The 13,527-nt window shown below is 61.0% G+C and carries 14 protein-coding genes and 1 pseudogene; all 15 read right to left on the reverse strand.

The window, feature by feature from the left end; all coding sequences use genetic code 11:
- Positions 1–226: pseudogene (locus JHD62_RS09550) on the reverse strand (alanine acetyltransferase); the annotation flags it as partial.
- A gap of 133 nt (positions 227–359) precedes the next feature.
- Positions 360–1,241: a phosphoribosylaminoimidazolesuccinocarboxamide synthase gene (locus JHD62_RS09555; protein ID WP_045846420.1), complete on the reverse strand. Its 882-nt coding sequence runs from the start codon at positions 1,239–1,241 to the stop codon at positions 360–362.
- A 111-nt stretch (positions 1,242–1,352) separates the two neighbouring features.
- Positions 1,353–2,483, reverse strand: a complete 1,131-nt coding sequence (locus JHD62_RS09560; RefSeq protein WP_131356274.1) for a 5-(carboxyamino)imidazole ribonucleotide synthase — start codon at positions 2,481–2,483, stop codon at positions 1,353–1,355.
- Positions 2,484–2,972 (reverse strand): 5-(carboxyamino)imidazole ribonucleotide mutase, encoded by a 489-nt coding sequence (gene purE / locus JHD62_RS09565; protein WP_199102695.1) that lies wholly within the window; start codon positions 2,970–2,972, stop codon positions 2,484–2,486. It lies immediately after the preceding gene.
- A 121-nt stretch (positions 2,973–3,093) separates the two neighbouring features.
- Positions 3,094–3,915 carry a CPBP family intramembrane glutamic endopeptidase gene (locus tag JHD62_RS09570; RefSeq protein ID WP_199102696.1) on the reverse strand — a complete coding sequence of 274 codons (822 nt, stop codon included), beginning with the start codon at positions 3,913–3,915 and terminating at the stop codon, positions 3,094–3,096.
- A 54-nt stretch (positions 3,916–3,969) separates the two neighbouring features.
- Entirely contained in the window at positions 3,970–4,725 is a 756-nt protein-coding gene (gene ybgF, locus JHD62_RS09575) for a tol-pal system protein YbgF (RefSeq protein ID WP_199102697.1), read from the reverse strand.
- Between the two features lie 130 nt (positions 4,726–4,855).
- Positions 4,856–5,386 carry a peptidoglycan-associated lipoprotein Pal gene (pal, locus tag JHD62_RS09580; RefSeq protein ID WP_199102698.1) on the reverse strand — a complete coding sequence of 177 codons (531 nt, stop codon included), beginning with the start codon at positions 5,384–5,386 and terminating at the stop codon, positions 4,856–4,858.
- A gap of 31 nt (positions 5,387–5,417) precedes the next feature.
- Complete coding sequence (gene tolB, locus JHD62_RS09585) at positions 5,418–6,683, reverse strand: Tol-Pal system beta propeller repeat protein TolB (protein ID WP_233160798.1); 1,266 nt, start codon at positions 6,681–6,683, stop codon at positions 5,418–5,420.
- Positions 6,684–6,778: 95 nt separating this feature from the next.
- Positions 6,779–7,738: a TonB C-terminal domain-containing protein gene (locus JHD62_RS09590; protein WP_199102699.1), complete on the reverse strand. Its 960-nt coding sequence runs from the start codon at positions 7,736–7,738 to the stop codon at positions 6,779–6,781.
- Positions 7,739–7,741: 3 nt separating this feature from the next.
- A complete protein-coding gene (locus JHD62_RS09595) occupies positions 7,742–8,155 on the reverse strand; it encodes a biopolymer transporter ExbD (protein ID WP_131356292.1) in 414 nt (137 codons plus the stop codon).
- Positions 8,156–8,288: 133 nt separating this feature from the next.
- Positions 8,289–8,957: a class I SAM-dependent methyltransferase gene (locus JHD62_RS09600; protein WP_199102700.1), complete on the reverse strand. Its 669-nt coding sequence runs from the start codon at positions 8,955–8,957 to the stop codon at positions 8,289–8,291.
- Positions 8,958–9,075: 118 nt separating this feature from the next.
- Positions 9,076–9,255 (reverse strand): DUF3460 family protein, encoded by a 180-nt coding sequence (locus tag JHD62_RS09605; protein WP_199102701.1) that lies wholly within the window; start codon positions 9,253–9,255, stop codon positions 9,076–9,078.
- A 105-nt stretch (positions 9,256–9,360) separates the two neighbouring features.
- Positions 9,361–10,842 carry a sensor domain-containing diguanylate cyclase gene (locus JHD62_RS09610; protein WP_199102702.1) on the reverse strand — a complete coding sequence of 494 codons (1,482 nt, stop codon included), beginning with the start codon at positions 10,840–10,842 and terminating at the stop codon, positions 9,361–9,363.
- Between the two features lie 236 nt (positions 10,843–11,078).
- Positions 11,079–11,819, reverse strand: coding sequence for a LytTR family DNA-binding domain-containing protein (locus tag JHD62_RS09615; protein WP_199102703.1), 741 nt, complete (start codon positions 11,817–11,819; stop codon positions 11,079–11,081).
- A complete protein-coding gene (locus JHD62_RS09620) occupies positions 11,807–13,519 on the reverse strand; it encodes a tetratricopeptide repeat-containing response regulator (protein ID WP_199102704.1) in 1,713 nt (570 codons plus the stop codon). Before JHD62_RS09620 ends, JHD62_RS09615 begins: the two co-directional genes overlap by 13 nt.
- Positions 13,520–13,527 lie beyond the last annotated feature (8 nt).

Raw genomic sequence — 13,527 nt, forward strand, 5'->3', positions numbered from 1 at the left:
TAAGCAAATAGCGCGCGCACATGCCCTGCTCCCAGCCCAGCGCCTGCTGGCGCAACTGCATGGTCCAGTACAGCTCGGTGTAGAACATGTCACCGGGCTTGGGGTCCCACGGGGCAAAGTGCTGGCGGTTGGCTACCTGATAATCCAGCATGGCGCGGGCCAGCCCGGTATGGGGCGGCAGCAAGTGCAAACGCGGGGTGACCAGCACGGCTTGCAAGGTGGTCATGAGGCACATCCTTCGACAATGGCGGCAGGCAGCCAGTGTAAGCGTTGCGCCATGCCGCACTCAAGCGCCACTCCGGATGCGACAACGCCCGGACAGGCCGGGCGTCGGGTCTTGCTGTGCTGCGCGTGGCGGCTTAGTTGCCGGTCAGGCGTTCCAGTGCCTCGCGGTATTTGGCCGCGGTTTTTTCACGCACGTCCAGCGGTACTGCCGGGGCCGGAGCCTGCTTGTTCCAGCCGGAGGCTTCCAGCCAGTCACGCACGAACTGCTTGTCGAAGGACGGCGGATTGGTCCCGGCAGCATAGCTGTCGGCGGGCCAGAAGCGACTGGAATCCGGAGTCAGCGCTTCGTCCATCAGCACCAGGGTGCCGTCTTCATCCAGTCCGAACTCGAACTTGGTGTCGCAGATGATGATGCCGCGCTTGGCGGCGAATTCGGCAGCCGTCTTGTACAGCAGGATGGCGGTGTCACGCACCTTGGCAGCCAGTTCGGCACCAACGATGCCCACGCACTGCTCGTAGCTGATGTTTTCATCGTGATCGCCCACGGCCGCCTTGGTAGACGGGGTGAAGATGGGTTCGGGCAGCTTGCTGGATTCCTGCAGGCCGGCTGGCAGCGCAATGCCGCACACGGTGCCGGACTTCTGGTATTCCTTCCAGCCGGAACCGGCCAGATAACCGCGCACCACGGCTTCGATCGGCACGGCTTTCAGGCGCTTGGCCACCACGGCACGGCCTTCCACTTGCGGCAGGTCTTCGGCGGACACCACGTCTTCCGGCTTGTCACCGGTCAGGTGGTTGGGCACCACGTCCTTCAGGGTTTCAAACCAGAAGTTGGAGATGGCTGTGAGGATCTGGCCCTTGGCCGGAATCGGGTCGTCCAGAATTACGTCGAAGGCGGACAGACGGTCGGTGGCGATCATCAGCATGCGCTTGTCGTCGATCTCGTACAGATCGCGTACCTTGCCGGAGTAGATTTTCTTCAGGCTTTTCAGATTGGTGGTGTTGAGTCCGCTCATGACACGTCCTTGCTAAAGGCTGGGCCACCCTGCCTTGTGGGCGGGCTGGCGATTTTGAAAACTTGTCGGCTCCGCAGCCAACGGGTTGTCAGCTGGCGGAGCCGGAATGGCTTACAGCGTATCCTTCAGCGCCTGTGCCTGTTCCAGTGCCTCGTCGGCAGTGGCGGCCATCACGTTGAAGTGGCCCATCTTGCGACCCGGACGCGCCTGCTTCTTGCCGTACAGGTGCAGCTGGGCGTTGGGGGCCTCGGCCAGTACGTCCCAATTGGGCTCGCCGCCGTCTTCCTTCCAGACATCACCCAGCAGGTTCACCATCACCACCGGGCTGAGCAGGTCGGTACGGCCCGGCAGCAGGCCGCACATGGCACGTACTTGCTGCTGGAACTGGTCGGTGAGACAGGCAGTCAGGGTGTAGTGGCCAGAGTTATGCGGGCGCGGGGCGATTTCATTCACCACCAAGCTGTCATCAGCCAGCACGAAGAATTCCACCGCCAGCACGCCAACGTAGTCCAGCGCTTCGGCCAGATTCTGCGCCATCTGCTGGGCGGATGCCGCCAGCGCCGGGGCAATCCGTGCCGGGACAATGGATACATCCAGAATGCCGTTTGCGTGGCTGTTTTCCGCGACCGGAAACACCGCCATCTGCGCCGCACTGACGCGGGTGACAATGGCCGATACTTCCAGCTTCAGGTCCAGCATTTTTTCCAGCACACAGGCCTGACCACCCAGATTGGCATAGGCGGCGCGGGCTTCGTCCTGGGTGCTGACCCGTACCTGGCCCTTGCCGTCGTAACCCAGACGGGCGGTTTTCAGGATGCCGGGCAGGTAAGGCGTGAGGTCGACCTGGATGTCTTCCACGCTTTCAATGGCCAGATAGGGCGCGGTCGGCAGACCGGCCTTGTTGATCCAGGCTTTTTCGGCAATGCGGTCCTGAGCGATGGCCACACAGTCACCCGAAGGCGATACACGGGTGGTGCGGGCCAGTTCGCGCATGGCGTCGGCATTGACGTTTTCAAACTCGGTGGTGACGGCGGCACAGGTCTGCGCCAGCGTCTTGAGTGCATCGGCGTCGTTGAACGGGGCGCACAGGTGCACATCGGCAAACTGGGCGGCCGGCGCATTGGCATCCGGGTCCAGCACCGTCACGCGGTAGCCCATGGTCTTGGCAGCCACGGCAAACATGCGGCCCAGCTGGCCGCCGCCAAGAATGCCCAGCATGGACGGAGGCAGGATGGCCGCCATTTATTCCACCTCCGGCAAGGTCATTCCCAGCACGGTTTCTTCCTGGCGCTTGCGGAAGGCAATCAGCTTTTCCGCCAGTTCCGGCACGGCATTGGCCAGCATGGCAACGGCAAACAGTGCAGCATTGGCGGCACCGGCTTCACCGATGGCAAAGGTGGCTACCGGAATGCCCTTGGGCATTTGCACGATGGACAGCAGCGAATCCTCGCCACGCAGGTATTTGGACGGCACCGGCACGCCCAGCACCGGCAGGTGGGTCTTGGCGGCCAGCATGCCCGGCAGGTGGGCAGCACCGCCGGCACCGGCGATGATGGCTTTCAGACCGCGCTTGGCGGCGGTTTCAGCGTATTGGAACAACAAATCCGGGGTACGGTGGGCGGAGACGACGCGGGTTTCGAAAGCGACACCGAAGTCTTTGAGCACGCGCGCGGCGTTCTGCATGACTTCCCAGTCGCTATTGCTACCCATCACGATGCCGACTTCAATCATGGCGGTGAAGCTCAGGGAGGAATAAAGACGTGATTTTACCTGAGAGCCGGGGGGGGCCGGAATGGTTTTTTATTTTGATATCAAGACAGTTGCACCAACTGTCGCACGCGCTGTCTCTGGCTCAGCCCGGACGCGGGTAGGTAAACAGCAGCAAGTGCGCAGTATTGAAGGCCAGATGCGCCAGCGCAGCCAGCGCCACCTGCCGGGTGGCGGCATACACCAGGCCATAACCCAGCCCGGCCAGCGTGGCCAGACCCACCCAGCCCCAGCCTCCTGCCACATGGGCGGCACCAAACAGTAGTGAGGCAGCAATCAGCGCAGGCAGAGGCTCCACCCGGTTTTCCAGCCAGCGTTGCAGGCCATGACGGAACAGGGCCTCCTCCGGCATGGCAGTCAGGAAGAAATTGGCAAACAGCCAGGGCAACAACCAGGCCGGCAGCTTGGGGGCATAGGCAACCATGCCGCTTTCCTGCGCCAGCGCCAGCACCAGTACCAGCAACAACACCCCCACCGCCGCCACAGTACCGCCCCAGGCCCGGCCATGGTGGGGGGCATCGTGCAGGCCCAGCAGCAACAGCCATCCGGCCACGCCCTTGTCAAAACTCCAGAACAGCCGGTAGGGCTGACTGTCCGGCGTCAGCTTGCCCTGCCACAGCAGCGGATTGTCAAAACCGGGCAGCACATGTAAGGCCAGCACCAGCAAGAGTGCCAGCCACAAGGCAGTCCAGGCAGGACGGGGAAAGCGGTACACCACATAGCTGAGCCCACCGGCCAGCAATAACGCCAGCAGACCCAACAGCTGTAACAAGCCGCAATAGGATGCCAGGCCAATGGCTGCTGCGCCCGCCAGCAAGGAGGAGCGCGGCAGACCGAGACATTGCAACAGCAAGGCCATGGCCAGCAGGCCGAAGCTGGCCTGTTCGATAAGGGCGGGTAGCATCATGAGGTGGGTTCAGCCCGCCTGCCGACATGTGCCGTGCAAGCAGGCTGTGGGGAATTACATCTTGGTGAGCTGCTCGCGCGCTTTCTGGGCGGCGGAGCTGGACGGATACAGCTTGATCAGGCGCTTGAGCGTGGCCTTGGCAATATCCACCTGACCCAGGTCGCGCTGGCAGTTGGCGACATTGCGCAATGCATCAGGTGCCTTGGGGTTGTCAGGGTATTGCTCGGCAAAGCGACGGTGGATTTCGATGGCGGCATCGTACTGACGCTGCGCAGTATGGGCCACACCGAGCCAGTACAGGGCATCAATCGCCTGCGGCGCATTGGGATTCTGCTGGATGTACAGGCTGAGTGCCGCCGTTGCCTTGGCAAAATCACGCGCGCGCAGCAGGTTCAGCGCCTTGTCGTAGTCCGGGCTGGTCTGGGTATCGTTCGCAGCGGCAGGCTGGCTGCTGGCTGGCTGGCTGGCCGCCTGCTGGGCGGCGGCTTCCTTGCCCGCGCTCTCCAGATGGCTCAGACGGCCATCCAGATCGTTATACAAATCGTTCTGGCGTTTTTGCGTGGTTTGCAGATTGTAGTTGGCCACTTCCACTTCGCCGCGCAGCTTGGCGACTTCGGCTTTCAGGCTTTCCACCTGATTGACCATTTCCAGCAGCTTCTCGTTGGACAGCTTGCTTTCCACTTCGGTAAGGCGGGCATTGGCCTGACGATTGACCTGGTCGATCTGGTAGCGGGTGGCTTCGATATCGCTGGTGGTAGCGCAGGCAGACAGGGTAAGCAGCAGCGCCGCGCTGAGGGCAAGGCGTTTCATGGGGCGGTTCTCGGTCCGTTGCATACAGGATGGCCGGACATCATAGCAGCCTGAAACAGGTTTCTGGCTAGATGTCCGGCCTGATGGAATGGCAAGTCGGCAAGGCCGCAACAGCCTGCCCTACCCTGCCTTATTCGCCGTTATACAGAATGTCGGCGCGACGGTTCTCGGCGTAATCAGCCTCGGTATTGCCGGTAGCCTTCGGCTTTTCCTTGCCCAGGCTGACTGCTTCAACCTGGCTGTCCTTCACGCCCAGCACTTCCAGCGAGCGTTTCACGCTTTCGGCACGGCGCTGACCCAGGCCCAGGTTGTATTCGCGGCTGCCGCGGGCGTCGGTATTACCCTGGATGATCACCTTGCGGTCGGCATGGTCCTTCAGGTAGCCGGCATGGGCTTCCACGGTGGGCTTGTCGCTGCTCTTGACGGTGGAGGAGTCAAAGTCGAAATACACGCTGCGCTTGGACAGCGGGCTGTTCGGGTCGTGCAGCGGGTCTGCATTCAGCTTGCCCTGATTGCTGCTGCCGGTATCAGCCGGAGCCACGCCCTGATTGGCGGTAGCAGCCGGGGTGGTGTTGCTGGTGACGGCGGCCGGCTTGGTGCTGGCGCAAGCAGCCAGCAGGGTAACCGTAGCGGTGCCGAGTACGAGTTGTTTCCAGTTCATGCCTTCGCTCCTTGGATTTGAATGCACTACATCATTGCGGATTGTTGAAAGGGCCCCACGACGGGTCCTGCACTTCGCCATTAATCACTGCCAGTCTGACCTTGCTGCTGCCATCCAGCGTGGTGGCATACAACACGCTCTTGCCGCCGGTATCGCTGGCATACAGCACCATACGGCCATTGGGGGCAAAACTGGGTCGTTCGTTATAACCACTTTCCGACAGCGCACGGACATCCCCGGTAGTGAGATCCTGTGCCATCACCCGGAAACGCCCGGATTCTCGCCGGATGAAGGTCAGGGTGCGGCCATCCGGCGATACGCGCGGTGAAACATTGTAGTTACCTTGCCAAGTAACGCGCTGTGCGGCTCCGCCGCTGACAGCCATGCGATAAATTTGTGGCCCGCCGGTACGGTCGGACACAAAGTAGATCTGGCTGCCGTCCGGAGTGAAGGTCGGTTCGGTATCGATGCCATCGCTGTAACTGATACGGCGCGGCGCTCCACCCAGGGTGTTGACCAGGTAAATCTGCGAATTGCCGGTGGTGGTCAGTACCACTGCCAGCTTGCTGCCATCCGGACTCCAGGCCGGTGCCGAGTTGCTGCCCTTGAAATTGGCCACTGCACGGCGCTGGCCGGTGGCCAGATCCTGCACCCATACCACCGGCTTCTTGCTCTCGAAGGAGACATAGGCCAGATAGCGGCCATCCGGACTCCAGCTGGGCGAGATGATGGGCTCTTTGGAGCGCAGGATGGTTTGCGCCCGGTTGCTGTCCACATCAGTGATCAGCCCGACTTGCAGCATGTAGTTGCGGCCACTCTTGAGCACATACACCACGCGGGTATTGAAAATCCCCTTCTGCCCGGTGATGGCCTCGTAAATCATGTCGGCAATGGTGTGTGCCACTTCGCGGCTGCGGTCCGGCGTCACGGTGAACTCGCCAGAGGTCAGCTGCTTTTTCTGCGCCACATCCATCAGCCGGAAGCTGACCTTCACCTGACCACCGGCCACGGCTTCGACCTTGCCGATGGCGATGGACTGCGCTCCGGCGGCCTGCCACAGCGGGTAACGGATATCCACCGGCTCGACCGGCACATTGGCAATGGCCGAGCCATCCACCATGCGGAATACACCGGAGAGTTCCAGATCGCTGCGGATGATGGGGGTGAGCGCCTCACGCATGCGCGTGGTTTCATCCTTGAACGGCACCACGGCAATGGCGTGCTTGCTGGCACCACCACCGACAATCTCGATGGTCATCTCGGCACGGGCAGACTGGCCTGCGAGCAAGACAAACATTAGCAATAGCTTAAACAGAGTACGAATGCCCGGCATGAGTTCCCTCTGAGACTGAAATTTTTGCAAAAACACGGTATTCCTCCCGGCGCTGTTGCTCAGCGCGGGCGGAATTCCATCTTGAACTGGCGGTAGCCGTCATTGAAATTGGCACCTGGCGGCAAGCTGGGGAAGGTGCGTGCTTCCCAGATGGCACGTTGCACCGCCTCATTGTAAGCACTGCTGCTGCTTGGCCCGATCACCTGCACCTTGCTCACTTCCAGCGTGGGCAACAGGGTGACCAGCACCACCACCTTGGGGTTGCCGCTCAGGTCGGGCGGCAGTTGTACCAGCGGGGTGATCTTGGCCTTGACCTTGTCGATCCAGCCGCCTTTGGCCGCGGCCGAACCATTCACCGCACCACCAGCCACGCCATTGGCACTGCCGGCCTGGGTGCTGCGTGCATTGGCCTTGTGACCGGTATTGGGCGCATCCAGTTGCGACAGCAAATCGTCAGCCTGATTGTCATAGGTTTTCGACTGCTTGCTGCCCTTGCCCGGCGTGGTGGCTGGCGGCAGTTTGACCGGCTTTTTCTCCGTTACAACCGGCGTAACAGGCTTGGCCGGGGCTTTTTCTACCGTTTTGGCTGGTTTTTCCTGCTTTTTCGCGGGTTCAGGCTGTTTGGCTGGCGGTGTTTTTACCGGCTCCGGCTTGGGTTTTTCCGGCAGCAGCTTATGTACCGGCTCAGGCTTTTTCGGTACTTCAACCGGTGGTTTTACCAGATGCTGCGGCTTGGGTTCCGGCTTTTTCTTCGCACCCAGATTCACCTCAGCAGGCGGCTCCGGCGGCGGGGCGGGGGGAGTTGGGGGAGGTGCAACACGAAGCGGCTTGCTGACCGGCACCGGTTCTACCACGGCAGCGGGGGCTGGCGGTGGACTGCTCCACAACTCCAGCGCCAGCGGAACTTCGCTCACCGGCTGCTTGCTGGCAAGACCGGCCCACAGCATCAGGCCAATCACTGCACCATGCAACAGCAAGGAGGCAAGCAAAGACCAGGAGGAAGAAGGAGAACGGTTCATGCCTTACTGATGATTCTGCTGCTTGACGGTGAGGGCAACGCGCTTGATACCGGCCTTGTGCAGATCATCGGCCACGGACACCACATCCGCGTACTTGAGGTCTTTGTCGGCCGAGATGGCCACCGGACGGTCGGCTCCGGCCAGCATGGCGGCCACCTGGCTGGCCAGCGTGCTGCGCGAATCCACCGGTGTCACCTTGTCGCCATCCTTGATTTGCATCTTGTCACCGGCATCCAGCACCACTTCCAGCGGCGGCGCATCCAGCGTGGCGGCCTGCGATACGCTGGGCACCTGGATGACACCAGGGGTGAACATGGGAGCAGTCACCATGAAAATGACCAGCAGCACCAGCATGACGTCGATGTAGGGCACCACGTTCATCTGGTTCATTTGACGGCGGGGACGGCGGTTGAGCATGACAATCCAGACCAAAGTTCAGCTTGCCATCATAGCACCGCAACCGCAGCGGCCGGATGACAAACATCTTGCTTAACAAAAAACCGGTCAGACTTGCCGGACGGGCGGAAAGTTCTGACCGGTCAGCCGGCCATCAGCGCAGACGGGTACACAGGGTCAGGCCGTCACCAATGGGCAGCACGCAATGGCGGATGCGCGCATCCTGCTGCAGACGGGCATTGAAGGCATGCATCAGGTGCACGCCGGGCGGGTCTTGCGGCCGTGGCGACACCACGCGGCCGGACAGGAAGATATTGTCGATGGCAATGACGCCACCGGGCCGTACCAATTGCAGGCAGGCTTCAAAATAGTCCTGGTAGGAGGGCTTGTCCGCGTCGATGAACACCAGATCGAACTGACCGGCCTGCCCCTCTGCCAGCAGTTGCTGCAAGGTGAGCAAGGCGGGCTGCAACTGCAGCCGGATACGCCCGGCCACCCCGGCACGCTGCCAGTAGTCGCGGGCAATGCTGGTGAACTCTTCGCTGACGTCGCAGGCCACCGCGTCGCCATCTGCCGGCATCGCCAGCATCGCCGCCAGCATGCTGTAACCGGTGAATACCCCGATTTCCAGATAACGGCGCACGCCCAGCAAATGCACCAGCCAGCCCATGAACTGGCCCTGCTCCGGGGCGATCTGCATCTTGGCCATGCGATGGCCGGCGGTGAATTCGCGCAGCTCACGCATCACCGGGTGTTCGGTCAGGCCAATGGCCATCAGGTAATCATGCAAGGTGCCGTCCAGCGGCACGGTACGACTGGTCATGGATACTCTCGGAAAAATGACAAAACGCCCACTGGCAGCACCTGACCGACGGGGTTAACCATCAGTGGCAGCAGGGGGCGTTGGCAAATGGCCACGGCGGACGCCGGGCCGGGACTGCTTATTCCGGCTGGTAGACGTAAGGCTTTTGCGGTACGCGCGATTCCTTCCAGCGGCGCTGGTCGTCCAGGCTGACCTTGCGGTCCCACAGGGTGAGGCGCAGTTCGCGACGTTGCTGGTCTACTTCCGGATGCTTGTCCAGAAATTCGCTCATGAATTTGGTGAAGTCGGACTGGTACATGGTGTTCCCCTGGCTATGATCGCAGGATTCTAATGCATAAGCGCCGACGCTGACCACGGTGAGGCCGGATATTTGCGCTGCATGGCAACACAAACACCACAGCATTCAATGGCGTTCGATGGCGGGCGCCTTGTCGCCATACATCTTGCGGTCGGCCACATCGAGCAGTTCCTCGATCAGCATGCCGTCCTGTGGATAATAAGCAATGCCTATGCTCACACCCAGCAACACGGTATGGCCATCCACCTCGTAAGGTTGCTGGATGGCATGCTTGAGCCGCTCCACCACCCGGTCCGCCTCGCGGTTGGACTCCACATCTTCCATCAACAGGACAAACTCATCGCCACCCAGTCGCGCCACCGTGTCCTCATTACGCATCACCGCCAGGATACGGGCGGCAATCAGTTGCAACACCTTGTCGCCTACTGCATGTCCGAAGCGGTCGTTGACCGGTTTGAAGCGGTCCAGATCCAGAAACAGTACGGCAAGTCGTCTGTCGCTGCGCTTGAGGCGCGAGATGGCATGCTGCAGACGGTCGTAGAACAGGTTGCGGTTGGCAAGCCCGGTCAGGCGGTCGTGATTGGCCAGATGAAACAGATGGTTCTCGCGTCGTTGCTGTTTGGTGAGCTGACCGCAGTAAAAGCGCAGCCCCAGACCCAGCAACACCAGCAACAGCAGCGACTGCCACAGGATGACGCTGCGCTCGAAACCACTGAGCAGATACCAGCCCAGCTGCCAGTCCAGTTGCAGCAGCAAGGGCTGCGAATCGTTGCCGACGGCCCGCTCCAGCCGCAGACGCGGAAAACCCAGGGTGTCCAGCCAGCCATGGCTCTGGCCCTGAATGGTCACATAGGGCTCCAGGCCCTGACTGCCAGGCCCGCGCGCGCGCAGGCTCAAACTCAGCCCGACCGGCAGGGCGGTATTGGCCGGGCGCAGGTAATCGGTGCGTAACACCAGCGCCACGAATTGATCGGCCAGCTGGCCACGTAGCAGGACGCTGCTGGTATTGAGTGGCTGCAACAGCAAATGACCGCGATAGCCCTCGCGCAGGGAGAAGGCAGCCGACATCGCGGTGCGGCCAAAATGCTGTGCCTCCTGCAAGGCACGGCGGAAGCGCTCATCCACCGACAGTTCGGTGCCCAGCAAGGGGCGCACGGTAGGGTTCATCGGCAAAATGGACACGACCGGGTAGTACTCGGCCTGTACCGGCATGGCGGTCAGTGGAGCCTGTCCCTGCCGGGTATAGGCGTGCAGGTGGAAATCGCTGCCCAGGCTGGCCTGCATGGCGCGATGCCAGGACGGCACATCCTGCGCCCGCACCCGCTCGATGCGCTCCAGCGAGACCAGCTGCGGATAACGCTCCGCCATTTGCTGGACAAACAGCAGCTCCTGTTCACCGGCATGCTGGGCATTGAGCATGCTGAACGCAGCATAGCTGTCGAGAATGGTCTGGTTGACCAGCAACTTCTGGTTCAGTTGCTCGGACAGGCGCTCGCCCAGCATGTCGAACTCTTGTTCGGCACTGAGTACGGCACGACTGATGAAGGCCAGGGCAATGAGCAGGCTGAGCAAAAGCCACAGCAGCACGCATCCCAGCGTGGTCAGTTTTATCCGCATGGACGAGGGAGGAGAAGGGAAAAACGGAATTCTATAGAAAGCGATGGCAGCCCGGATGGGCAAAGCCGAACTCAGCCGCCAACTAAGTAATTATACCTAGACTTATTGGTCCTTAATCTAAATAGCGGGCTTTAGCTGTGTAAACCAATGCTGACGAACCATGAAAAGTGACCGACAGCACGCTTGCGGTGGGAGGAAATCAGCGCTCAGGGCAGGTGGTCTGCCTGACGCAAGCAGGCACGAATCTGGGGTAACTGCCGCCGGCTGATGGCCAGTGGCTGTGCGATATCCCGCAGCTGCACACCCCATTGCTCATCTTCTTCATTCCCGATGCGCAGCAGCGCCAGCAAGGCATGGCGCATCACCAGACAATTGCGGTGTATGCGCAGCACGCTGTCGCCCAGTCGCTGCTCCAGCGCTACCAGTGACTCGTCCAGCAGGTATTCGCCATTGGCTGTGGCCAGGCTGACATATTTCTGCTCGGCTTTCAGATAACGCACGGTGGAAACGGGGATGTTAAGCAGGCTGTCGCGATGGCGCACGGTGAAATGGGCTTCGATGGCCGGGAGTTGGCCACGACGGGCGGCGGCTTTGTCCAGTGCCTGTCGCAATCGTTCCAGCCGTACCGGCTTGAGCAGGTAGTCAGCGGCATCCAGCTCGAAGGCATCGACTGCATACTGCTCGTGCGCGGTGGTGAACACCAGTTGCGGAGGCAGTTGCTGGGTACGCAGTTTGCGGGCCAGTTCCACCCCGCTCATGCCGGGCATGGAGATGTCCAGCAGGACTACATCCACCGTCTGCCGTTCCAGCCAGCGGGCAGCCTCGGCGGCATCCGGCAAGGCTGCCACCGCAGTGGCACCGCACTGGGCCACCTGCCCCACCATGCGTTCGCGCGCCAGTGGTTCGTCATCCACCACCAGCACGCGCAGCCTGTTTACAGCACCCATTGCGGTTTGCCCAGCTTTTCCACCAGTTGCCGCCAGGCCTTGAGGATTTTCTGGAACTTGTTGTTGGTCGGCGCCAGGTCCCGTACCTGGGTCAGCATGTCATAGGCACGCCGCATATGGCTTTCGTGCCAGCCATTGCCGTGGACATAGGCCATGGTGGCATTGGCCAGGTTGAGCATCACCTGCACATTGTGCGGCATTTCCTCGTGCGCCTTGACGAAGCGCTCGATGGCCTGCTCGAAACGACCAGCCTGGGCTTCGCGTACCGCCTGGTTGTTCAGCTCCAGTACCGACTGCACGTTTTCGGCAATCAGCTGGCGGCCGACATCACCCAGCCCCACTTCCTCGAACAGGCTGCCAATGCTGGACAGCAGTTCTTCATCATCATGATTGTTACGCACCAGGTCGCGCATGGCGGCATTGCCGCTGTCCTGCTTGCCCTGGGCAAAGCAGGCACGGGCAAATTCCATTTGCGCCTCGGCCGGCAGATTGCTGCCCAGCTTCTGGTAAGCCGTTTCGGCACTGGCCAGCAGGGTGCGCGCCTTTTCGTGATTACCCAGCCTGGTTTGCAACTGGCTGTCGATGACATTGCACATCCACTCGCCCATCTCGTTGTAGCGGTAATCACGGCGCAAATTACCCAGGGTGCGGGCGGCAGTGCCGGTTTCGCCACGGGCCATTTGCACCCGCGCCAGCATGGCGTAATGAGTGGGACTGCGATGCCAGGTGTATTTGGCAATATTGAGGGTTTCTTCGCTGGCAGCCTCGGCGGTTTCCAGATCCTTGTTCAGCAAGGCCACTTCGGCCAGCTGCTTTTGCCGACGCAATACCACCGGGGACAGCGCGGTGGCCTTTTGCAGGGTGTCCTGCGCACCGGGCAGGTCGTGATGAATGCGATGCAGCTTGGCCAGCCAGTCGTAGGCTTCCATCACCCTTTCGTTGTCGGCCAGTACTTCTTCGAACAACAGCTTGGCTTCGTCGTAGGCTTTCAGGCCGGTGAGCGATTTGGCCAGACCCAGCTTGGCCCAGGAGAGGGGTTTGAGCCGGAGCACTTCCATATACAGATTACGCGCGGTGTCGAAGTCACCAATTTTTTGCGCCAGGCTGCCCTTGAGCTTCATGAAGTCCAGCGTGAATTCACCGCGCTGGCTGATGCGTCGGCTACAGGCATCAATGGCGGCCAGATATTCGTGGCGCATGATGGCTTCGTCCACCACGCGAAAAGCCTCGCGGCGGCGCATGGCCTTTTCCAGACGCTGGCTGAGCACTTCGCCGGTAAACGGTTTGAGCAGGTAGTCATCCGGTGCCAGTTCGGCCGCGGAGATGACGCGTTGCGAACGGCGCTCGCCGGTGACGATCATGAACACGCAGGACTGCTTGATCAGGTTGCGCTCCTTGACCTCCTCGAACAGATACAGGCCGTCGTAGCCATTGCCCAGATCGTAGTCGCACAGCACCACGTCGAATTCGAACTTGGCCATTTTGGCCAGTGCATCACCGGCCTTGCTGGCAAACTCAACCTTGTCAGCACCAAACGAGGCCAGCGTCATTGACAGTGCACGTTGCATCTCGGGCAGGCTGTCGATGATGAGGAACAAGCGATTGGCGTAAGGGTCCTCATAACGTCGCCGTGCATTATTTGTGGTATCGAGTCCGTCAGTCAGGCTCTGGTAGGTGGTGGAAGGTAGTTTGTCACTCATGGCGTCAT

The sequence above is a fragment of the Aquitalea sp. ASV11 genome, from assembly GCF_016429185.1.
In the GTDB taxonomy this organism is placed as follows: domain Bacteria; phylum Pseudomonadota; class Gammaproteobacteria; order Burkholderiales; family Chromobacteriaceae; genus Aquitalea; species Aquitalea pelogenes.

Coding starts and splice junctions, on each gene's coding strand:
- ybgF (WP_199102697.1), bottom strand. CDS start 4,725: ATGAAACGCCTTGCCCTCAGCGCGGCGCTGCTGCTTACCCTGTCTGCC.
- pal (WP_199102698.1), bottom strand. CDS start 5,386: ATGAACTGGAAACAACTCGTACTCGGCACCGCTACGGTTACCCTGCTG.
- purE (WP_199102695.1), bottom strand. CDS start 2,972: ATGATTGAAGTCGGCATCGTGATGGGTAGCAATAGCGACTGGGAAGTC.
- JHD62_RS09620 (WP_199102704.1), bottom strand. CDS start 13,519: ATGAGTGACAAACTACCTTCCACCACCTACCAGAGCCTGACTGACGGA.
- JHD62_RS09590 (WP_199102699.1), bottom strand. CDS start 7,738: ATGAACCGTTCTCCTTCTTCCTCCTGGTCTTTGCTTGCCTCCTTGCTG.
- JHD62_RS09605 (WP_199102701.1), bottom strand. CDS start 9,255: ATGTACCAGTCCGACTTCACCAAATTCATGAGCGAATTTCTGGACAAG.
- JHD62_RS09595 (WP_131356292.1), bottom strand. CDS start 8,155: ATGCTCAACCGCCGTCCCCGCCGTCAAATGAACCAGATGAACGTGGTG.
- JHD62_RS09615 (WP_199102703.1), bottom strand. CDS start 11,819: ATGGGTGCTGTAAACAGGCTGCGCGTGCTGGTGGTGGATGACGAACCA.
- JHD62_RS09600 (WP_199102700.1), bottom strand. CDS start 8,957: ATGACCAGTCGTACCGTGCCGCTGGACGGCACCTTGCATGATTACCTG.
- JHD62_RS09555 (WP_045846420.1), bottom strand. CDS start 1,241: ATGAGCGGACTCAACACCACCAATCTGAAAAGCCTGAAGAAAATCTAC.
- JHD62_RS09560 (WP_131356274.1), bottom strand. CDS start 2,483: ATGGCGGCCATCCTGCCTCCGTCCATGCTGGGCATTCTTGGCGGCGGC.
- tolB (WP_233160798.1), bottom strand. CDS start 6,683: ATGTTTGTCTTGCTCGCAGGCCAGTCTGCCCGTGCCGAGATGACCATC.
- JHD62_RS09570 (WP_199102696.1), bottom strand. CDS start 3,915: ATGATGCTACCCGCCCTTATCGAACAGGCCAGCTTCGGCCTGCTGGCC.